Annotated in this window: 17 protein-coding genes and 4 pseudogenes; 9 read left to right on the top strand and 12 right to left on the bottom strand. The window is 43.7% G+C overall.

From position 1 onward, the window contains the following. The first annotated feature begins 109 nt into the window (after window positions 1-109). Together JCM19039_RS24770 and JCM19039_RS22920 are read left to right on the top strand one after the other, a co-directional pair. A complete protein-coding gene (locus tag JCM19039_RS24770; protein WP_052398469.1) occupies window positions 110-364 on the top strand; it encodes a DNA-3-methyladenine glycosylase in 255 nt (84 codons plus the stop codon). Beyond that, entirely contained in the window at window positions 283-729 is a 447-nt protein-coding gene (locus tag JCM19039_RS22920) for a DNA-3-methyladenine glycosylase (protein WP_202963184.1), read from the top strand. The genes JCM19039_RS24770 and JCM19039_RS22920 overlap by 82 nt, the downstream gene beginning before the upstream one ends. On the opposite strand, the pseudogene JCM19039_RS03185 reads toward JCM19039_RS22920, so the two are convergent. Further along, window positions 719-1887 (bottom strand): annotated as a pseudogene (locus JCM19039_RS03185) (aminotransferase A). The gene JCM19039_RS22920 and the pseudogene JCM19039_RS03185 sit on opposite strands and share 11 nt — an antisense overlap. Window positions 1888-2002: 115 nt before the next feature. Here JCM19039_RS03185 and JCM19039_RS03180 point away from each other — a divergent pair. The 3 genes and pseudogenes from JCM19039_RS03180 (at window position 2003) to JCM19039_RS25055 (ending at window position 4040) form a co-directional block, all read left to right on the top strand. Next, complete coding sequence (locus JCM19039_RS03180) at window positions 2003-2194, top strand: hypothetical protein (protein WP_042423810.1); 192 nt, start codon at window positions 2003-2005, stop codon at window positions 2192-2194. Between the two features lie 157 nt (window positions 2195-2351). Beyond that, window positions 2352-3217: pseudogene (locus JCM19039_RS25060) on the top strand (BCCT family transporter). After that, window positions 3132-4040 carry a BCCT family transporter gene (locus JCM19039_RS25055; protein ID WP_238544903.1) on the top strand — a complete coding sequence of 303 codons (909 nt, stop codon included), beginning with the start codon at window positions 3132-3134 and terminating at the stop codon, window positions 4038-4040. Before JCM19039_RS25060 ends, JCM19039_RS25055 begins: the two are co-directional and overlap by 86 nt. A gap of 961 nt (window positions 4041-5001) precedes the next feature. Here JCM19039_RS25055 and JCM19039_RS03170 read toward each other — a convergent pair. The 4 genes and pseudogenes from JCM19039_RS03170 to JCM19039_RS03155 form a co-directional block, all read right to left on the bottom strand. Further along, window positions 5002-7260 carry an NlpC/P60 family protein gene (locus JCM19039_RS03170; protein WP_052398467.1) on the bottom strand — a complete coding sequence of 753 codons (2259 nt, stop codon included), beginning with the start codon at window positions 7258-7260 and terminating at the stop codon, window positions 5002-5004. A gap of 187 nt (window positions 7261-7447) precedes the next feature. Next, a pseudogene (locus tag JCM19039_RS03165) lies at window positions 7448-9074 on the bottom strand (catalase). Between the two features lie 63 nt (window positions 9075-9137). Beyond that, window positions 9138-9470: an MGMT family protein gene (locus JCM19039_RS03160; RefSeq protein ID WP_042423807.1), complete on the bottom strand. Its 333-nt coding sequence runs from the start codon at window positions 9468-9470 to the stop codon at window positions 9138-9140. Continuing rightward, window positions 9467-10738, bottom strand: coding sequence for a D-serine ammonia-lyase (locus JCM19039_RS03155; RefSeq protein ID WP_042423804.1), 1272 nt, complete (start codon window positions 10736-10738; stop codon window positions 9467-9469). The genes JCM19039_RS03160 and JCM19039_RS03155 overlap by 4 nt, the downstream gene beginning before the upstream one ends. A gap of 110 nt (window positions 10739-10848) precedes the next feature. On the opposite strand from JCM19039_RS03155, the gene JCM19039_RS03150 reads away from it, so the two are divergent. The 3 genes from JCM19039_RS03150 to JCM19039_RS03140 all read left to right on the top strand — a co-directional run bounded on the left by JCM19039_RS03150 (window position 10849) and on the right by JCM19039_RS03140 (window position 13177). Continuing rightward, window positions 10849-11715 carry a YitT family protein gene (locus JCM19039_RS03150; protein WP_042423801.1) on the top strand — a complete coding sequence of 289 codons (867 nt, stop codon included), beginning with the start codon at window positions 10849-10851 and terminating at the stop codon, window positions 11713-11715. A 53-nt stretch (window positions 11716-11768) separates the two neighbouring features. Beyond that, entirely contained in the window at window positions 11769-12356 is a 588-nt protein-coding gene (locus JCM19039_RS03145; RefSeq protein WP_042423798.1) for a flavin reductase family protein, read from the top strand. Between the two features lie 62 nt (window positions 12357-12418). Beyond that, window positions 12419-13177: an HAD-IIB family hydrolase gene (locus JCM19039_RS03140; RefSeq protein WP_042423794.1), complete on the top strand. Its 759-nt coding sequence runs from the start codon at window positions 12419-12421 to the stop codon at window positions 13175-13177. Window positions 13178-13215: 38 nt separating this feature from the next. Here JCM19039_RS03140 and JCM19039_RS03135 read toward each other — a convergent pair whose 3' ends face one another. Together JCM19039_RS03135 and JCM19039_RS03130 are read right to left on the bottom strand one after the other, a co-directional pair. Then, complete coding sequence (locus tag JCM19039_RS03135; protein ID WP_152550062.1) at window positions 13216-13404, bottom strand: hypothetical protein; 189 nt, start codon at window positions 13402-13404, stop codon at window positions 13216-13218. A 392-nt stretch (window positions 13405-13796) separates the two neighbouring features. After that, the gene (locus tag JCM19039_RS03130) at window positions 13797-14711 is read right to left on the bottom strand and encodes a chemotaxis protein CheV (protein ID WP_042423790.1); all 915 of its coding nucleotides are present in this window, start codon (window positions 14709-14711) and stop codon (window positions 13797-13799) included. A 62-nt stretch (window positions 14712-14773) separates the two neighbouring features. On the opposite strand from JCM19039_RS03130, the gene JCM19039_RS24160 reads away from it, so the two are divergent. Beyond that, entirely contained in the window at window positions 14774-14923 is a 150-nt protein-coding gene (locus tag JCM19039_RS24160) for a hypothetical protein (RefSeq protein ID WP_193744129.1), read from the top strand. Window positions 14924-14933: 10 nt separating this feature from the next. Here the strand turns inward: JCM19039_RS24160 and JCM19039_RS03125 are convergent, their stop codons facing one another. The 5 genes and pseudogenes from JCM19039_RS03125 to JCM19039_RS03105 form a co-directional block, all read right to left on the bottom strand. Beyond that, window positions 14934-15905 carry a glycine betaine ABC transporter substrate-binding protein gene (locus JCM19039_RS03125; protein ID WP_042423786.1) on the bottom strand — a complete coding sequence of 324 codons (972 nt, stop codon included), beginning with the start codon at window positions 15903-15905 and terminating at the stop codon, window positions 14934-14936. A gap of 82 nt (window positions 15906-15987) precedes the next feature. Then, window positions 15988-16833 (bottom strand): proline/glycine betaine ABC transporter permease, encoded by an 846-nt coding sequence (locus tag JCM19039_RS03120; protein WP_042423783.1) that lies wholly within the window; start codon window positions 16831-16833, stop codon window positions 15988-15990. Next, window positions 16826-18021 (bottom strand): annotated as a pseudogene (locus JCM19039_RS03115) (glycine betaine/L-proline ABC transporter ATP-binding protein). Before JCM19039_RS03115 ends, JCM19039_RS03120 begins: the two are co-directional and overlap by 8 nt. Before the next feature lie 460 nt (window positions 18022-18481). Continuing rightward, a complete protein-coding gene (locus tag JCM19039_RS03110) occupies window positions 18482-19306 on the bottom strand; it encodes a SurA N-terminal domain-containing protein (RefSeq protein ID WP_042423780.1) in 825 nt (274 codons plus the stop codon). Between the two features lie 102 nt (window positions 19307-19408). Continuing rightward, the gene (locus JCM19039_RS03105; protein WP_081834293.1) at window positions 19409-20386 is read right to left on the bottom strand and encodes a dipeptidase; all 978 of its coding nucleotides are present in this window, start codon (window positions 20384-20386) and stop codon (window positions 19409-19411) included. Between the last annotated feature and the right edge of the window lie 25 nt (window positions 20387-20411).

Genomic DNA, 20411 nt, shown 5'->3' with positions numbered 1-20411 from the left:
ATTTCACCTCAACAATCATTGTTCGAGAAGGAATTCAACTCCTTCACTTTCCTCCATCATACTGGAACTTTGGATTGATCTCAATCGCTTTGCTTAAAGGAGTTGTATTATGCAGTTACAAACCGCTTTTTTTGAGCGAGATACGCTAATTGTAGCCCGTGAATTAATCGGTAAACATTTCGTTCATCACACAGAAGAAGGCGAGGTCCTCAAAGGCCGCATTGTAGAAACTGAAGCCTATATCGGCCTGATGACCGAGCAAGCCACACATTTGGCGGCAAGATCACGAACAAAAACAAAACGATGTTTGGAAATGCCGGCGTTCTTTACGTGTACATTAATTACGGCATTCACCATTGCATAAATGTCGTGACGAAAGGTGCGGGTTATCCAGAAGGCGTTCTCATACGTGCTGTAGAGCCTTTAGAGGGGCTCCAGCATATGAGTCACAGACGCTTTCAGAAACCACTCCACGAATTAAAGGAACGAGAAGTGTTCCAGTTAACGAACGGACCCGGTAAACTCGGACAAGCCTTCCACATTCAAAAACATAAACATAACGCCCACCCTTTAAACAGTGAGACGTTATACCTTGAGGAAGGATCGGGTTGCGGTGACATCGCCACTTCGCCACGAATCGGCATACCAAACAGTCAAGAAGCGAAAATGTATCCGTGGCGTTTCTTTGAAAAAGACAACCCGTACGTATCCAAATCTCCTAAACGTTAAACCGTTTAACGAATGTTTCTAACCGATCGGCCGCTTCTTTTAGATTGTCCATACTGTAGGCGTACGATATGCGAATGAACCCTTCGCCATACGTTGAAAAAGCGGTTCCGGGAACTGCAGCCAACTGTGCTTCATTTAACAAGCGATCGGCAAACTCAAAAGAACTAAGCCCTGTTTTTTCAATGGAAACAAACAAGTAAAACGCGCCGCTTGGACTTGCAAACGGCAAGTTCATGGCTTCCAGCCTTTCCATCATATAATCTCGCCGCTTTTGATACGCTTCGCGCATCACTTGAGGATCGTCTTGTCCATGTTCTAACGCTTGAAGCGCTGCATACTGAGAAACGGAAGACGCACAAGACACGTTATACTGATGAACTTTTAACACCTGTTTCATTAATGATGCGGGTCCGAATAAAAAGCCAATTCGCCAGCCTGTCATACTGTGAGATTTTGATACGCCATTGACGACAAATGTTCGCTCTTTCATCTTCGGTATTGATGCGATGGACACATGGTTCCCTCATATACAAGCTCGCTGTATATTTCATCACTAATAACAAAAATTTGTTGATTTACGAGCACATCGACAATCGCTTGAAGTTCTTGCTCGTTCAGCGTGACACCCGTCGGGTTGGATGGGTAAGATAAGATCACAGCTTTCGTATTCGATGTGATCTTTCGTTGTAGTGCCTCAGCCGTTAATTTAAATTGTGTTTCCCTTGTATCGACCCACACCGGTTCAGCCCCTCTCATACGAATCAATGACTCGTACGCCGGATAGGCCGGCGCTGGGACAATTACTTCATCACCTTCATTAATGAGCGTGCGCATCACAAGATCCAACGCTTCGCTTGCCCCTACCGTCGTGATGACTTCCATTTGTGGGTCGTAATTGAGGTTGTAATTCGTATGCAAGAAGCGGGACGCAGCTTTTCTTAAAGGAAGGATCCCCGCATTTGGGGTATACGTCGTCTTGCCTTCTTTAATTGCTTGAATTGCCGCCTCTTTCACGTGATCAGGTGTTGGAAAATCCGGTTGCCCAAGTGTGAGTTGTACCGCATTAGGCACTTCACTCACCCGATTAAAAAATTGACGAATTCCAGATACTTCGATCGATTGAACATTGTCATTTACAAGTTTTTCCCATTCACTCATTCGCCTTCATCCTTTGCTATAGCCATTTTTCTATTTTCACATACTTTTCTTTTCTAGAGAAGTGATAGAAATGTAGAGGTTTTTTCTGTACAATAGTGACACGAGGTGATCAATCATGGCAAGACCTGATGAACGAGTATTGTTTCATGTAGACGGATATCAGTTCAAAAAAGCGAAACAAGACGGACATGTGTTTATTACGACCCCCGAAGGGGTGAATGTTACAGTGCACGTAACTGTCCTTAAGTCCTTTTTGTCGTCTGTAGAGTCAGACGTGGACTTATCACAACAATTCGGATTACGTTAATTCGGATTGTTTTTATTTCAACGATGAAGTAATTTCATGTTAATGAAAGGAGAGATTTGGGTAAGATACTGTATACCGTCTAACATTCAAATGCGCAATGTTAGAAATTTGGAAGGAGGAAGGTAAAGGTATAGGGAATTAAACCTTTACTGTGAATATGTCTAAACATTATACATATGAAACAAAACGCCCGGATATCGTATTTGCCATATCCGCGATTTTAGTAACGGCGTTCGTGCTTTGGGGGGCTCTTGGCACAGAGTCAATGGATGCGGCTGCCAACACCGCTATGGACTTTATGCTAGAGAACTTCGGTTGGTATTATATGATAATTACCGCATTTTTGTTGCTCTTTCCCTTTTCCTTGTCGTCAGTCCATTTGGTAAGATTCGACTCGGAAGTTCAGATGACCGACCCGAATATAATTACCCGACATGGATAGGTATGATCTTCGCAGCAGGTATTGGTGTTGGTTTTGTGTTTTGGGGTGTTGCTGAACCTGTCCTCTATTTCGACGATCCACCTGACAATGTTGTGCCCGGTACTGCTGAAGCTGCGACTGTCGGTTTAAGGTACGGTGTGTTTCATTGGTCACTACACGTTTGGGCCATTTTCGGACTCGTCGGACTCGTTCTCGCTTATGTACAGTTCCGAAAAAATCAACCTGCCTTAATTAGTTCGGCATTCACCTCATTAATGGGTGACAAAATTGCTGGTTGGCCAGCAAAAAGTATCAACATCTTCGCTGTCCTTGCAACGGCCATGGGTGTGGCAACAACATTTGGCTTGAGCGCGCTGCAAATGTCCGGTGGCTTATCGTATATTAGTAATATTGAGAATAACTTTCTCACTCAGTTTACGATTATCGGGATTGTGACGGTACTCTTTATGGTTTCTGCGGCTTCCGGTGTGAATCGGGGGATCAAGTATTTGAGTAATGTCAACCTTTGTTCTCGCCGCTGTGTTATTACTCTTTGTGATTATTGCTGGACCAACCATCTTTATTGCCAACAACTTTGTTGAAGTGCTAGGCGGTTATATTGCAAACATCATTCCAATGAGTTTGCAGATGACACCATACTCAGATTCCGATTGGCTCGGAAATAATACGATTTTCTTTTGGGCTTGGCACATGTCTTGGGCGCCATTTATCGGTTTGTTTATTGCAAGAATTTCACGGGGACGTACTGTACGTGAATTTATGATGGGCGTTCTTCTACTCCCTTCTCTCGTTGGTGTGATTTGGTTTACAGCGTTTGGTAGTACTGGACTTTTCCAAGAAATTGAGCAAAATACAGGCATCGCAAGTGTTGTCGCTGAGAATCCAGAAAACGCCCTCTTTGACATGCTTAGCGGTTTGCCAATTGCTTTTATTACGAGTATTCTCGCCTTTATTTTAATTGGTATTTTCTTCATTACCTCCGCCGACTCTGCTTCTTACGTACTCGGAGTTATGACGTCACAAGGCGGCTTAAAGCCAATGCTTTCAATCAAATTTATCTGGGGCGTACTCATTGCCGGTACGGCTAGTGTACTCTTGTTAACTGGTGGTTTGGAGGGTCTACAAACGGCAGCCATTGCATCAGCGCTCCCGTTTAGTTTCATTATGATCGCCATGATCATCTGCATGCTGATCATGATGGGTCGAGATTTGAAAGAGATTCGAAGAAATGAACAGATCGCTCGGACCGAACAACTAAAAGAAGACATTAAAGAAGAATTTTACGACGACTGGAAACAAGAAGTTTACGAAGAAATTAAAGAAGAAATCAAAGAAGATATGGAAGAAACAAAACGAGAAGAAACGAATGAAAACCCGCAAGACAGTGAGAAAAAGAACGATTAAAGAAACGGGATTGCCCCATCATTTGATGGAGCGATCCGTTTTTATATGAGACAGCGGCATGCACCATGCCTATGGCAGTTCAGTTTCGCTTCAAACCGACGATATCGATGGTGATTGATTTAGGAACAACGCCAAGCGCTTGTCCACTTATAAAAGACGTGTACAGTGCTCTGGAGTGCAAAGTAAACAGAGCGGAGGTCATTTCAACGGTGATGTTGGCTTTTTAGTCTATACAAGTTCAACGAAAGAAATTCACTGATCCCTATGTTCGAGATCGGCCTTTACAGGCAAACACGTACCTATTGTCTGTTGATGTTCCCCTCGTTTCACCTCGACAACTTCGTTGTCGATCGTTGCTCGTCACTACAAGGTTCGGGACCAAAACGGAAAGCGATTGTCGAAGTGTAAAGTGACGCGACTGATGATCACCACTTGGCGCAAGGAATGTCATGACCTGTCACTTATGTGACAATCCAACTCAAACCGGGCACTTTCGCCCCTCAGCAGTCACATATATCGCGATTTGTGACCATTGACTCCGTTTATGTGCGGATTCACGTTTAAAATCATAATTTTTCTTTCTCAAGTGTCACATTAATGAATATATGGGGCATTTAGACTTCTTTCCACACACCGTAGACAGTAGGCAGAAACGTAAACCGCATCGCCCTTATGCTCTGGCGTGCATAGAAAACACGGTGGGCGTCTTTTGACCACCGATGTTGCACTTGTAGTCTGGACTGCATAGAAAACACGGTGGGCGTCTTTTGACCAACGATGTTGCACTTGTAGTCTGGACTACATAGAAAACACGGTGGGCATCTTTTGGCCACCGATGTTGCCCTTGTGCTCTGGAGTGCAATCAACCGCTTGTACTGGAAAATAAAAACCGATATCTTACGTTCATTCCATTTAGAAGTGAAGCATCCATTAGAAAGTTCCAAACTTCAACACGTGCAGATTACTCAATGCTCGTTGCACTAGAAAAACGATCGAGCCAGCGAAAATCTCCATTTAACGATTGTACACTTACCTGTTCGTTCACAATTGTAATAAATTTTCCATCTCCAATATAGATGCCAACGATTGTTGGGTCATCAAAGAATATGAGGTTTCCGACTTGTAACTCCTCAATGTGAACGTCATCACCGAAATCTCTTAGCTCATCCCAGCTTGTTGGCAATTGAACGTCTTCCCCTTGCTCATAAATATGAACAATAAATGAAAGAGAAGTATCATTGAACGATTGACCAATGAGTCCCTCTGCTACTCGGGCTGCTCCATTTTCTTCGGTTTGGTGTGTATAGGTATTTGCACCAATAAACCGTGGTGGCCAGTAGTCACTCGTTGTAAGATCAATGACAGTGACTCCATTGGCGACAGTCGCCACAATCATTTGATTGTTCCCAATATAGATGGCGGGAATAATGCTTGAGCCTTGGAAAAATAACACATCGCCAGGTTGTGCATCTGCGTCACCTATTGGTGTGCCCTGCTCCATTTGCAATCTCCCAAAACGGGGCATATTGTAGTCCCACGCTTTTTTAAAGACATACTGAACAAGTCCTCCTGTATCAAACCCTTCATCTGGACTACTCCCACCAGCCAGGTAGTCTAAACCTACTTGCTGAAAGGCTTCATAGACGATATCATTTTCAAATGAAATCGTTAGATCATCAAAACGCTTCGCCCCAGTAAAATGGTCTCGCCAATATTGTGTCATATGAGAGATCGTTGTCTGCCCTTCTTCTCCGGTGGCATGAACGATGTAATCATCACCCAAATAGACCGCTGTATGAGAAATGTCAGACTGCCATGTCCCGGAGAAATATAAAACATCTCCAGGCTGAAGCTCATCGTCCAAGTCGATCGCTTCTATATCGGCTCCTTCAGGGATCATCGTCTCTCCTACTTCCCACTGCTTATAGCTAATTCGCGGCAAATAGATGTCCATCGCATCGCGAAAAAGCATTTGCACTAAAAACGAACAATCAAACGCATCCAATGTACTGCCCGTCATTAAATATGGTGTTCCTAAATACTTCATCGACTCTCGCACTACCGGATGGTCGGCGTTTTCGTACGTGGACGGATGAGCTTTCTCAAGTAGTTCACCGGTATAACGGACCGCACCTACATAACGCTCTTCATAATAGCGATTGTATTCCATGTGTCGCTCCTCAACACCAGACGAGGTTGCAATGACAAATTGGTCATTTTCAGCATAAATACCAACGATAAGCTCTTGCTCATCATTCTCAAAAAACACAAGGTCTCCAGGTTCAAGCTCGTCTCGTTGAACCGAGTCACCGGTTTCAAACAGTGCAGCTGTACGCATGGATAACCAACTACCCGTAATCTCTTTGAACACATAAAATACGAATGATCCAGAGTGAAACCCTTCATTCGGGTTTGTGCCAGAACGATTGTACGGAGTCCCAATCAGCTCTCTCGCCAATTCGACAATTTCATCATCTGTAGAAACTGGTGGTTCAGTGCTTTCAAAATGCCTTGCGCCAATATAGCGCTCACCCCAGTAACTGCTCGTCTCCATATTCCGCTCAGAAATGCCTTCACTCGTCACAATGACAAATCTTCCGTGACCAATATAAATTCCTGACATTAAGTACGAACCTTGAAAAAAGACGGCATCACCAGGCTCTGGCTCCGATACAGCCTCACCTTCAATCCATTGTTGGACAGCGGACCGCGGCAATGAAATTTGTTTTGATTCAGCGTACACATGTTGAACAAATTCCGATGTGATCCAATTCTGAACATTCTCCCCTAACAAAGCAATCGCTAGTGTCGCTGCTTCATCAGTTATATCATGATCAAACCGAACGGCTCCAGTGTATGCATTTTCCCAATATGCACTCGAATGTAAGTTTCGTAGAGAGATTCCCTCGCTCGTCACAATGACAAAGTTCCCCTCACCCAAATAGATACCAGACATCAAGCCTGTCCCCTGGAAAAAAACAACGTCACCAGCTTTTAAGGCCTGTTTCTCAACGGGCTCGCCAACCTGTTGTTGCTCATGGGCATACCTTGGTATGCTCTTTGACTTCGCTTCTTGGAAAACATACTGAACAAACTCTGATGTTAACCAGTCGCCTGAACTTTCCCCTATCATCTGCTCGGCTAGTGCTGCTGCAGCATCGGTTTCTTCTTCTGCTGTTGCTACTCCAGAGAAACTAGCCATCATCACTACAAGAATCATCCCTATTAATCGAATGATCAGCTTCCCCACCACCTTATTTAATAAATGAATTGCAAACTCTTATTATAGTTGAAGATTGCTAAAAATGACGATGGGCATAAGTTACTTTATATACACTTCACTCGCGGATACATTCAGATTGGGTCAATGAAAAAGCTACGAGAATCCACTCTCGCAGCTTTTTTGTCTAGTATGGATCTGATGATTGACCCATTTCACGTGATTTTTCTACACCTTCATCATGCTTTGCTTTTGTGCTTGCAATTTGCTTCTCGATACCTTTCTTTTAGTCGTTTGCCGTATTCTTGATCCGCTTCTGTACAGTTTTTAATCATCGATTCTTGAATGCGAGTGTCCGCATCTGCAAGCGCTCCAGATAAGTTCGTAATGAGCTCATCACGTTCCCAATCATTGAACCTTCGCCACGTCTCACCTGCTTGTCCAAAGTTATTCGGACGATCAATCGCTTCACGAACGAGCTTTCCGTGAATTTCGGGTTCATGAAACTTGCGACCCTCTCGATCTGCTTCTTGCAAGCTTCCAAGTAAGGAAGGCTCATAATTAATATGTGGGTTATGACTCTTCGGACTATCGACGTGATAGGCCATTTGCCCATCTCGTTGATTTGTAGCCACTCGTTTTTTCGGTGCATTGATTGGCAATTGCAAGTAGTTGGCACCAACACGATAACGCTGAGTGTCGGAATAACTAAACGTACGACCTTGCAACATCTTATCGTCAGAAAAATCCAGGCCATCGACGAGTACACCCGTTCCAAATGCTGCTTGTTCTACTTCTGCGAAATAATTTTGTGGGTTTTTATTGAGCGTCATTTTCCCAACTTTATACCACGGGAACTTGTCTTTGTACCATAGCTTCGTATCATCTAATGGGTCAAAGTCAAGTTCTTTATGTTCACCGTCTTCCATAATTTGTACGTAAAGTTCCCATTCTGGATAATCCCCATCTTCAATGGCCTTGTACAAATCTTCAGTTGCATGATTAAAGTTTTGACTTTGAATATCATCCGCTTCTGTTTGGGTCAAGTTTTTTATGCCTTGCAGCGGCTCCCAGTGATACTTCACAAGGACGGCTTTGCCTTCTGCATTGACCCACTTATACGTATTCACACCAGAACCTTGCATTTGCCGATAATTCGCAGGAATCCCCCACGGACTAAACAAAAACGTAATCATATGTGTGGATTCAGGACTCGAAGCAACAAAATCAAAAAACCGCTCCATATCTTGAACGTTTGTGACCGGATCAGGTTTAAATGCATGCACCATATCCGGGAATTTTAGTGCATCTCGAATAAAAAAGATTTTTAAATTATTTCCGACTAAATCCCAGTTCCCGTCTTCTGTATAAAACTTAACGGCAAAACCCCGAGGATCTCGCAACGTTTCCGGGGAGTGAGTACCGTGAATAACGGTTGAAAAGCGTACGAATACTGGCGTTTTCGCTTCTGTGTTTGTGAACACTTTCGCTCTCGTATATTTGGAAATATTGTCATCTCCTACTTTTCCATACGATTCAAAATATCCGTGCGCACCCGCACCTCGCCCGTGGACGACACGCTCCGCCACTCGCTCTCGATCAAAATGACTCATTTTCTCTAAGAAATCGTAGTTTTCAAGTGTCGAAGGTCCACGGTTTCCGACAGTTCGAATGTTCTGGTTGTCTTTGACCGGCTGACCTTGCCGATTTGTTAGTGTGTCGTCATTCTCATTTTCTGCTTTTCGTTCGTCATTTGCGTCCCCTGCGCCATCTGCATTCGTTCCAAATGCACGCCATTTCTTTTCATCATCCATGTTGCTTCGCTCCTTCGCCTAGATGTTCCGAATTCAGTTCTATCGTTACCTGATCGGGAAAATCTATGCATCAAAACGATCCGTTACTGGACCTGACCACACGGCTTTGTTCATATCAATGCGGTCATTACCGGTAAAGGGCACACCTTCATTTTCAAGCAGTTCTTTTTGTATGTCTGATCCCCCAAATACATGGTCTGCTGCTAGCGTGCCATCTCGACGCACGACCCGGTGAGCTGGAATACGAGCACCGTGAGGCGTTCTTTGCAGCGCCCAGCCAACCGCCCGAGCACCTCTCGGGTTTCCAAGCCACCGTGCAATGAGGCCGTACGTTGCAACAGAGCCTGGAGGGATTTGTTTTGTGAGCGCATATACTTCTTCGTAAAAGTTACTCATGAGCATCCCCCTCGTTCCGAAATCGGAACCATACTGCCTCCTGTCGACCAGACGAGGTGTGTAGTCTGTTTCCACGCCGTCTCAGTGAAATTCATTTCTATGTAACGTTTGCCAGCTTCGGTATGTTCGAGTAGGTCTCGTCCTGCTAATCCAATTGCCGCTGAAGGCTCTAAGTAGATATTCTGCTTAGAGAACATCTTTTTTTGGAGTTGGATCAGCGTTTCATCACGCACAGTCATACACCCACTCAAAAAAGGTTCGATTCGTTGACCGACAAACCTAGATGGCGTAGCCACAGCTAAACCGTCGGCAATCGTTTGATTTGTAAGTCCCGTATCATAAACCGAAATGTTGTCATGAAGGCCCGTTACAAGTCCAAGTAGCATCGATGGAGATGCGGTTGGTTCCATCATGAAGCCGTGCACATGCTCACCAAATTGCTGTTTTAAGCCGCAAAGAACCCCGCCAGGGCCACCGCCTACCCCACAAGGCAAATACACAATGAGCGGATGGTTTGCATCGACACGGATGTTTTGTTCTTTCAGTTGTCTCTTAACGAGAATTCCTGCCGTGCTATATCCCGTAAATAAGGTCTCAGACAACTCATCGTCAATAAAATGCCACTTCTCTTGTTTTGCCGCTTCATTTCGACCTGCCTTAACTGCAGAGCTGTAGTCTTGTTCGTGTTCTGTAACAATCGCACCGATTTCTCTAAGTTTACGTTTCTTCCAATCGCTTGCTTCTTTTGACATGTGTACTTCAACCGTGTAGCCAAAGGCCCGTCCAACGGTTCCGATGCTTAAGCCTAGATTGCCAGTAGAACCAACGACAAATCCATAGGATGAAAAAAGTCGTTTCGCTTCTGGACGAACGAGTTTCAAATAGTCGTCGTTAACAGAGTGTAACAGCTTGTGTTTAATAGCAATCTGCTCAGTCACGTACAACACTTCATAAATTCCCCCTCGCGCTTTTATCGAACCCGAGATCGGTAACAGGTCGTCTCGTTTCATCCACACGTCTGCGCCAAATTTTTTATCAACAAGATGGATGATTGAGTCTAATCCATCAATCTCTACACTTACATCTGTAAACAATAGAGACAGCACCGGTAAAAATCGTTGAATACGTAAGAACGCGTCTTCTGTGGTTTGTTGATCGGCTAAAAATGAGTGATCTGTAGGTATGTAGTTAGGGTTGGTCCATAAATTGGCTCGTTCCTCCACAACCCAATCTAACCCTTGTTTTTGCATCCATTCTTTCAGTTGCATGAGAATTCCTCCTATTTGTTGATTTATTGGCATGTTTGTCCGACCGAAACGATATGTTAATACACAGGCAATCTTTTCCCCAAACACTTTTGATTGAAAGGGCGTTTCGGATGTATGTGACAAGAAAACAAAGTCCGATCTCGAAACTGATCTATCGTTGTTTCATGGTGTCTACCGGCGCCACCTTAACCGCCGTTGCGATTCAACTTTTTCTTATACCTAATATGGTCATTGACGGGGGCGTCATTGGGGTCTCTTTAATTTTAAATCAAATCACCGGTTTGGGCTTTGGATTATTAGTTCTCATTATCAATTTACCGTTTTTATTTTTTGGATTAAAGCAAATCGGCCCGCATTTTTTTCTTACATCGTTATTTGCCATTGTCGTGCTTGCCATTTTAGAGCAGCAATTGGCTCATATGGATTCATTTATTCATGAACCACTCGTATCAACACTTTTTGGTGGGTTTATTCTAGGTGCCGGTATCGGAATTGTCATTCGGCACGGCGGGGCGTTAGACGGGACCGAGATTATCGGGATTCTTCTTACGAGGAACCTTCCCTTTTCTGTCGGTGAATTTATCATGTTTGTGAATATCTTTATCTTCGCATGGGCAGGGTTTGTGTTCGGGTGGGAGCAAGCGATGCTCTCAATTATTACGTACTTTGTTGCATCGAAAACGATTGATGCCGTTTTACAAGGAATCGACGAAACGAAAGCCGTCATGATTGTATCCAACAAGCATAAGCGGCTCAGTTCCGAGATTGTTCACCGTCTCGGTCGCTCATTAACTGTCATGACTGGTCACGGGGCTTTTACTCATCGGGATAAGGAAGTGCTCTATATTGTTGTTACACGACTTGAAGTACTTAAACTGAAATCCATTGTTTTTGACATTGACAAAGAAGCTTTTATTACCGTCATGGACGCCCAAGAAGTTCATGGCGGGAAATTTAAAAACAAGTTCCACAATTAAAAACCATTGTTGTGCTACACTAAAGGAAGAGCATACGGAAAGGAGGCGTTTAGATGCCTCAAGAAAACGCCCACCACTTTGAACCTAAAAACATCACGACACAAGACATGTACAAACTGATGACCGGATCGGTCGTCCCCCGACCAATTGCTTGGGTTTCGTCGCAACACGAGGATGGCACACGCAATATTGCTCCTTTTAGTTTTTTTACCGTTGCATCAAGGCAACCGCCTACGTTGCTTATTTCAATTGGTCCAGGAACTCAAAATCGCGAAGGCACCGTGAAAGATACGTTAGAAAACATTCGCTCAGTGAACGAATTTGTCATCAATATCGTTCCTTTCCATCATGCCGATGAGATGTATACAACGTCTTTACCCTATGACCAAGATATAGATGAGTTTGCTAAAAGCGGCCTCACTGCTGCACGATCGAAACTCGTTTCCCCACCTTCGATTTTAGAAGCACCAGTCGCTTTCGAATGCACGTGCACTCAGATTATCCCTGTTGGCACAGATCACGTCATTCTCGGTGAAGTGATCCATACGAGCATTGATACCGCTGTTTATAAAGGGAACTACAAAATCAATTACGATCACTTTGAACCCATTGCGCGAATGCTGGTGACTATCGCAGATTAGAGCTACATCTTTTACACTACCACTTCATCCTAATAAGTGAAGGCAAAAAGGCGGAATGTAACATGCAGTTTGTATTTGATTTGGACGGCACACTCATTTTTGAAGGCAAAAGAATGTCAGAAAACATTACGAATACGTTGCTCGGTTTGCAAACGGCTGGTCATACGGTCACGTTTGCATCAGCGAGGAGCATCCGGGACATGCTACCCGTCCTTGATCAAAGGCTGGTAGATGCACGGCTAATTAGTGCAAATGGGGCTGTAATCTGGGAACAGCGTCAGCTACGACGTTTTGTGGGCATTGACACTGATACATTCGCAAGAGTGCAAAGTTTACTGCACTCCATCGGCGCCACTTATCTCGTGGAAGCAAGCACGGACTACGCCATCGTTGGAAATGACGCCGAACCATATCTTCCTAGCTACGTGCATCTAGAAGAAGCAACGGCTAAAAATGTGGACGAACTCCCTTTTATCGGGAAAATACTCGTTCTAGATTGCCAAGATCCGACCCCACTGCTTGAAGCGATTCCAACGATGAATGTCACACGGCATCGCCATCAAGGAGAAGCTCGTTTTGATTTGACCGCAAAAAATGTGAGCAAACATCAAGCTTTTCAAAGTGTTTGCGTAGAAGAATTCGTCGTTTTCGGCAATGATCTGAATGATGTCCCGCTGTTTATTCAAGCCAACCATAGCGTAATTGTCGGTGACTTTCCTCCCGTACATATACATGCAAATGAACAAGTTCCAATCACAAGTCGAACAGAAGCTGCACTCGTTGAATCCATACAAAAACTTGCTGAAAAATACGGCACATAAAAAGCAACAGCTACGAGGTGGCTGTTGCTTTTTATCGTTTATACGCGATTTGCTTTTCCTTTTTTAATAACGATACGACGAAACGGAAATTCTTCCTCTTTATTAGGAATCGGGAAGCGATTAAATTCCGCTACAATCGTTCGTTCATACTCAGCAATGACCTTCATCGTCTCGCCTTCATATGTGACCGTCTCTCCAATAGTAAACAAGCGTTCTTTCTCTTCCATTTCACTCACCATACCTTCTACGATAAAATCGCTTCAAGCCATTTTATCATAGAAGGAACCATCTGACGAATTTACGACTTCTCAAAACCTCTTTCGTAGTACTCATTTATCTGTTGAATAACAGATGGTTCTTCTCGGCCTGCTCCGCTCAACTTTTCCGTTAATTCTCTCGTTTTTCCGTTCATTGCCATCCTCTCCCTTTCTTTTGTATTGTAATAGTGTATGCTCATTGTAGCTTTTTGTTATAATACAGTCAATAATTATTTCCATTTTTATATAACACAAAATAACTAACACGTGTGATTACTACTCTTTATACACTAAAAAAAACGCACATCTACAAGTGATGTGCGTTTAGTTATGGCTTTATAACACATTTTTTAGTTTTGTTGTTACAATACAGAGGAGCGTATGTGTAATTGCTCATCCATCACAGAAACAAGCTGCGAAACGTCAGGCTTCTGAACTTGTTGAGTCACGCCGACTTGCTCATTGCGCTCTCGTACATTTTCACTTACCATCGCTGAAAATAAAAGAATCGGTAAGTCTTGATGCACAGAATTCCTTCTTAATTCATTCGTTAACTGGTGACCTGTCATTCCCGGCATTTCCAAGTCTGTAACGAGTAGCCCGCAACTGGAGTGATCGCCCTCCAAAAGATAGGTCAACGCATCTTGACCGTTTTTAAATGTCGTCACATTTGTATACCCAGAAGCGCGGAAGAAGTCCTCAATCGACCTTAGCATCATCACAGAGTCTTCAATGAGTACGATGTGTTGATTGCTTCTTTCTTCAACGTACATTACCTTTTCGGTCAATCCGGTATCCAGCCGTTCATCATGAATTTCCATAATAATCTTCTCGTAATCGAGAAATTGTACGGTTTCATTATCCATCTTCACATAACCTGTCGCTAGATACTCTAACCCTGCAGAAAGCTCATCGGTATTGTGTACTGACGCCCAATTGATGTTATAAATGCCTACAACACCATCCACTGCAAGCACCATCGCCTGACCGTTCACTTCCACGACCATCATCTTCTCATCACCGGTCGATAATGACTCTTCTAACGCCAACACACGATGAAGTTCAATGACAGGTACTGCCTCATCGCGAAACTGTATCGTACCGGACACGTAACGATGCCGGTTTGGGGTTGCTGTTATCGCTCCTCGGTGAATCACTTCTTTCACTTTTAATATATTTATTGCAAAAGATATGTCACCTACACGATAGACGATAATCTCAAATTCGTTTAAGTCTTCATTCACATATTCGGTTTCAAAGAATGCGCTACTTTCCATGATCGCCACCCTCTCTATCTTTATTATCGGACGACGATTGCCTACATTTAACAAGGAAGTCCATGAATATTCGAAAACACTTGATTGCGGGTAGCCATTCACCAATCGCACTGGCCAAAAACACGTACTTTTTAGAACTCATCATTGTTTGTTGTCAAAAGTTGCGCAAAAAAACACCGCAAGCGAAAGCTTGCGGTGTTACATTTCAATAATTTCTAGCTATTAATCTTCACGTAAGTCTTCAATAGAATCAATGTTCATATAAGAAGGAACCGTAAGTCCTAGGGCGGCTTCACCGTCTACGTTTGGACCAAGGTCTACGAATTGATCTTCCATTTGTGCATAATATTCTTCATGCGTGTACGGTAACCAAGCCGCAACCATTCCGTCAGCATCGCCATTGGCAATAGCTGTGAACATAATGTTTGCTTCCATTGAGCTCATGTTTACTTCATAACCAATGCTCTCTAGTACAAGAGCAACAACGTTCGTTGAAGCAATCTCTGTTTCCCAAGGAACGTATGCAAGGTCAATTGACTCGCCGTCAACTTCGCCAGCATCCGCTGTCCACTCAGAAACAACGTCTTCGTTCGCGTCGATCCAGTTTTGTGCCGCTTCTTCTTCAGCAACGCCTTCGCTAATTTCAAGCATCACTTCATCCATATCAGCCGCTGTCCACGCAAAGTTATCAAGAACCGCAAAGCCTTCTGGCAGATCTTCCTCTAGACCTTCACGTACGATCGTGTGGATGCTCTCCGCTTCTCCAAAAGATAATTCTGGGTCATCAAGAATCTTCAGGTCCATCGCTTCAAACTTCCAATGAGGTGTCCAACCTGTCACAAGAATCGGCTCTTCATTCTCATATGCGTTAGTCAACTCTTGCGTCATCGCTGCGGATGAACTCGTTTGAACACTCCATCCCTCTAAGTCGTAATCTTCGATCGCTTGCTCTGCAGCAGCTACTACACCAGCACCTGGGTCAATGCCGACGATCGTATAGTTAACTTCTTCACCATAGTTCGCTGTTTCACCGTTATCATCGGAGTCTTCCTCGTCGTCTGCTTCCTCACCCGTGCCGTTATCGTCGGTTGAATCTGCACCGTTGTCATCGCCATCATCTGTGCCGCATCCTGCAGCGACAAGTGTGAAAGACAAAGCAGATGCAAGACCGATTCTCTGCCAGTTCTTTTTCATAAGAAACTTCACTCCTTAAGTAATTTGTTTTGTATCGTATTGCCCCCCCCTGCGCGCTGCCAGCGGCAGGGAAGAATACATGCTAGGATTTCCGTTTTCGTAAACCAAAGCCTGCGGTAAGTCGATCTAAGATTATCGCGACAACGACGATGGCAAGGCCGGCTTCAAACCCGCTACCGACGTCATTTCGCCCTACGGCCCGGTACACGATATCACCCAAACCGTCAGCACCAATCATCGATGCGATAACGACCATGGAAAGGGATAGCATAATCGTTTGGTTCACACCCGCCATAATTGTCGTTCTTGCCATCGGCAACTGAACTTTAAATAGTTTCTGTGCACCTGTAGACCCGAACGCATCTGCCGCTTCAATCGCTTCAGAAGACACTTCGCGAATGCCGAGGTTCGTAAGGCGGATGGTCGGCGGCATCCCGAAGATCACTGACGCAATAACTCCTGGCTCCATACCAATTCCAAAGAAAGCAACCGCAGGAATTAAATATACAAATGCTGGCATCGTCTGCATAAAGTCAAGGATCGGCTTGACAATTGCTTCGACGGTGTCATTCTTTGCCATCCAAATTCCGACAGGAACACCAATCACAACAGAAAGAATCGTCGCTGCCAAAATGAGAGACAGCATCGTAATCATGTCTTCCCAGAATCCTAAGTTAATAATTAACATGAGACCGAAGAAAACAAAAGCAGTAAGGCCAATTTTCCTTCCAGCAAAAAAGTACGTTACAGCAGCGATAATCGCTACAAATAATAGTGCCGGGATCGCTTCCATGGCTGTGCTCAACCCTAGAAGGATATAGTAAATGACCGTTTCAATACTTTCAAAGATGAAATCGGCATTCGTCATCCAATCAACAACATCACGCGTCCATTCATCGAGAGGAATTCTAGGTATTGCATCACTCATCCAGATTCACCTCTTTTCCAGAAAGCGCTGCAAGGATTGAACTTCTAATAATAATGCCTCGAAGCTTTCCATCATCGACAACCGCAATTGGATATTTAGTTTCTGACGTTAAATCAATGACATCATTGACAGGCATATCCATCTCGATCACTTTTAGTGCGTTCGTTTGAATGGCCTCTGTCAAATCGTCTTTTCCTTCGTCCACAAGCTTGCGAACGTCTGCCGCATCAACAATCCCGATGAGTTCACGGTTTCGTTTCACTGCGAAAATGCTTGAAATACCCGTCTCACGCATCCGTTTCAACGCGACACGAGGACCTTCCCGCTCTGGTTGTACCGTTTCTGGGCGCATCATGACGTTGGATGCAGTATACACCTTTGATCGATCAACGTCCTCGACAAATTTCTCTACGTATTCATCGGCAGGATTCGTTAGGATCTCCTCAGGCGTGCCAATTTGGACGATGGCGCGTCTTTCATAATTGTAATCCGGTCCCCAATGCGAAGAGCCTCGTCTAAGTCATGCGTAATAAAGATAATCGTCTTCTTCATCGTTTCTTGAAGATCGAGCAATTCATCTTGCATGTCTTTACGAATTAACGGGTCTAACGCTGAGAAGGCTTCATCCATTAGCAATACGTCGGAATCATTCGCAAATGCCCGAGCAAGTCCAACACGCTGTTGCATCCCTCCGGAAAGCTCATCTGGATACTTATCTTCGTACCCTTCCAAGCCAACGAGCTTTAACGATTCCATTGCTTTCTTGTAACGATCGTCTTTAGGAACGCCTTGAACTTCCAATCCGTATTCAACATTGCTAACAATGGTACGAAACGGAAATAAACCAAACTTCTGAAAAACCATACTCATATCTTTCCGTCTTATGTCACGTAATGTTTTCTGGTCTACTTTCGCCAGATCTTTGTCGTTTAAGTATACAGAGCCTTCTGTCGGTTCAATCAGTCGGTTAAGTAACCGTACGAGTGTCGATTTTCCACTTCCCGATAACCCCATAATGACAAAAATTTCTCCGTCTTCAACTGCAAATGAAGCTTTGTTCACACCGACAGTTAATCCTGTTTTCTCGAGGATCTCTGATTTGGACTTTGATTCATTTAATAAAGGAATCGCCCGTGCCGGTTTCTTACCGAATACTTTCGTCAAATTCTCTACTTTAATTTTCGACAATGCATCCACCCCTCTATTTAATCATGTTTAAGCATTCACGCACATTTATCATCAATTGATCAATGGTCTATGCTTTTTGCACCACACTTTCAAAACTATACGCCGTTTTTGGATCATGTACAAACTCATTCTATCGTATATATTGCCCATAATCTTACATCCATACAATTCCAAGGGCTTTACTATATGGTTTTCGAATGTATTCGCACAAATGCTCATGTTTTGATGCATTATCGCGATTGCAAATTGTCAAAAACGTGCGCAAGCTTTAACAACTACTATATTCCCAGAAATCCTAAGACGTAAACCTCATATTTTGTAAAGAAAGATCGAAACGTAAGACTTTATGCCTGACTCAATTCAACTGCAAACAATCAGGAATACAAAAAAGCCATAGACAACATCTTCCGAAAGGAAAGCTGTTTGCCTATGGCCTAGATGACGCTTTAAATCTCCGACTTTAAATATGAATCGTAACGTCACCTTGTTCTTCTAGTTCTGGAACAAGTGTTTCAAATACATATTCCGTTTGCTTGTCTTGCTCGAGCATCGTACGTAGATCCTCTTCAACTTCACTGAATTCAGGTACTTCCTGAGGTCCCATGCCCATCATTTCTTCTTCTTCTGTTACTTCTTCATCTGATTCTTCAAATTGCGCATTCATTTCTTCAATCATGCGTACTTCTTCTTCATACGCTTCTTCCACTTCTTCATCGGTCACTTCGAAATCTGTTTGTGAATTCACGTAAAGTTCAACAGCAACTTGAGGGGCGAGCATTTCTCTAAATTCATCGGCGTTCACGCCTTGCTGCTCTCCCACCATGTCGTAATACTCTTCAACGTCCATGCCCTCTACATCGAGCTGCTCTTGCTCAATAATGTATTCGTCAATCTCTTCTTCTGATGGTTCATAGCCTTGCTCCCTAGCTTCTTGCTCGAGTAATTCTTGCCCAACAAGCCCATCAACAATCATCTCGGTAATTTCTGGGTCAAGACCGTCTTCGCTTTCACCCATGCCACTCATCATTGCAATCATCGTATATTGTTCTTCAAATAGATCTCTACTAATATCGGTGCCATTCACTTCAGCAATGGTATCCGGAAGTTCACTAAAATCCATTTCAGGATGAGCCTGTTCTGGTGACGCCTGTTCTTGTTCACCTTGTTCTTGTTCACCTTGTTCTTGTTCTTCTTGTGATTGTTCACCTTCACTATCATCGCCACATGCTGCGAGACCAAACGTTAAAAGAGCAGCAGCGCCTACGGTGACTATTCGTTTATTCAATGCCAAGAACCCCTTTCTTCATTGCGGTTGATGGCATTGTAACATAGCTGGTTATCAAAAAGACAATCTGTGTGGAGATTTTGTATTTCTTCGATAGATGTGTCAGTTTGTTGACAGAAAGTTTTCTTTTTCCTTATTCACATGATCATTATAAAAGCGTCGGTAGTTCTCACCTACCACACGTTTTACGTCTGTGTCAGAATAGTGCTTGAGCATCTCTTCAATCAATTGCGGGAATTTGCCCGAATCTTCAAGCCCGGAAACGGCAGTTGTAATGCCATCAAAGTCTGACCCAAAACCGACGTGTTCAATTCCAATTCTGCCAGCAATATCGTCAATGTGCTCGAAAAGATCTTTGTACGTAGCTTTTGTTGTGCCATTTATGAACTTCGGAAAGAAGGTCATGCCAACGAGACTGTTTTTCTGTTTTATCGCTTGTAATTGTTCAGAAGTTAGATTCCTTGGATGTTCATGAATATTGCGACTGTTCGCATGGCTAACAAAAAACGACCCACTCCGCTCCACCGTTTCAAAGTAACTAGCTTCGTTTAAATGAGCACCGTCTAGAATCATGCCTTCTTTCGCTAGAAACTCGACGACTTTCCGACCACGGTTTGTTAGTCCTGACCCTTTTGTTTCCATACAACCAGCTGCGAGGTGATTGGATTCGTTCCAAGTGAGGCCAACACTCTCTACTCCTAACCGTTTTAACAAACGCCACCTCATCCAATCATCTGAAACAAAATCAGCACCTTCTAAAGCGAGTATCGCTCGTGTTTTATTTTCTGTCGCTTCAATCGGTGTACACGGCTTCCAAGCAATTTGCTCGTTTGTCACGACGGATTGGTGAAACAGATCAATTTGTCGAAGTATGACATCAAATTGGTCCCCGCGCGCTTCGTATACAGGTGGGAACACTGCAAACACTTGCATGTTCACTCCACCTTGAGCAAGGGTTTGCTCACTAACAACGGTCTTCTGTTCAAACGTATTATTGGGTGATTCCCACATCCGAAGCAAGGCATCACAATGGCCATCTGCAATAAACATATCTTCACTCTTTTCTATTATTTGATTCATGAATTCTACCCAACTTGGTCATTCA

Source organism: Geomicrobium sp. JCM 19039 (assembly GCF_000698145.1).
Lineage (GTDB): Bacteria > Bacillota > Bacilli > Bacillales > Marinococcaceae > Geomicrobium_A.
The sequence above is the reverse complement of the archived record's forward strand: the minus strand, read 5'-3'. Positions and strand labels throughout refer to the sequence as shown.

Excerpts from the sequence above, each read along its gene's own strand:
- JCM19039_RS24770 (WP_052398469.1), top strand. The coding sequence starts at position 110 with ATGCAGTTACAAACCGCTTTTTTTGAGCGAGATACGCTAATTGTAGCC.
- JCM19039_RS03180 (WP_042423810.1), top strand. The coding sequence starts at position 2,003 with ATGGCAAGACCTGATGAACGAGTATTGTTTCATGTAGACGGATATCAG.
- JCM19039_RS25055 (WP_238544903.1), top strand. The coding sequence starts at position 3,132 with ATGTCAACCTTTGTTCTCGCCGCTGTGTTATTACTCTTTGTGATTATT.
- JCM19039_RS03170 (WP_052398467.1), bottom strand. The coding sequence starts at position 7,260 with ATGATTCTTGTAGTGATGATGGCTAGTTTCTCTGGAGTAGCAACAGCA.
- JCM19039_RS03160 (WP_042423807.1), bottom strand. The coding sequence starts at position 9,470 with ATGAGTAACTTTTACGAAGAAGTATATGCGCTCACAAAACAAATCCCT.
- JCM19039_RS03155 (WP_042423804.1), bottom strand. The coding sequence starts at position 10,738 with ATGCAACTGAAAGAATGGATGCAAAAACAAGGGTTAGATTGGGTTGTG.
- JCM19039_RS03150 (WP_042423801.1), top strand. The coding sequence starts at position 10,849 with ATGTATGTGACAAGAAAACAAAGTCCGATCTCGAAACTGATCTATCGT.
- JCM19039_RS03145 (WP_042423798.1), top strand. The coding sequence starts at position 11,769 with ATGCCTCAAGAAAACGCCCACCACTTTGAACCTAAAAACATCACGACA.
- JCM19039_RS03140 (WP_042423794.1), top strand. The coding sequence starts at position 12,419 with ATGCAGTTTGTATTTGATTTGGACGGCACACTCATTTTTGAAGGCAAA.
- JCM19039_RS03135 (WP_152550062.1), bottom strand. The coding sequence starts at position 13,404 with ATGGAAGAGAAAGAACGCTTGTTTACTATTGGAGAGACGGTCACATAT.
- JCM19039_RS03130 (WP_042423790.1), bottom strand. The coding sequence starts at position 14,711 with ATGGAAAGTAGCGCATTCTTTGAAACCGAATATGTGAATGAAGACTTA.
- JCM19039_RS24160 (WP_193744129.1), top strand. The coding sequence starts at position 14,774 with ATGAATATTCGAAAACACTTGATTGCGGGTAGCCATTCACCAATCGCA.
- JCM19039_RS03125 (WP_042423786.1), bottom strand. The coding sequence starts at position 15,905 with ATGAAAAAGAACTGGCAGAGAATCGGTCTTGCATCTGCTTTGTCTTTC.
- JCM19039_RS03120 (WP_042423783.1), bottom strand. The coding sequence starts at position 16,833 with ATGAGTGATGCAATACCTAGAATTCCTCTCGATGAATGGACGCGTGAT.
- JCM19039_RS03105 (WP_081834293.1), bottom strand. The coding sequence starts at position 20,386 with ATGAATCAAATAATAGAAAAGAGTGAAGATATGTTTATTGCAGATGGC.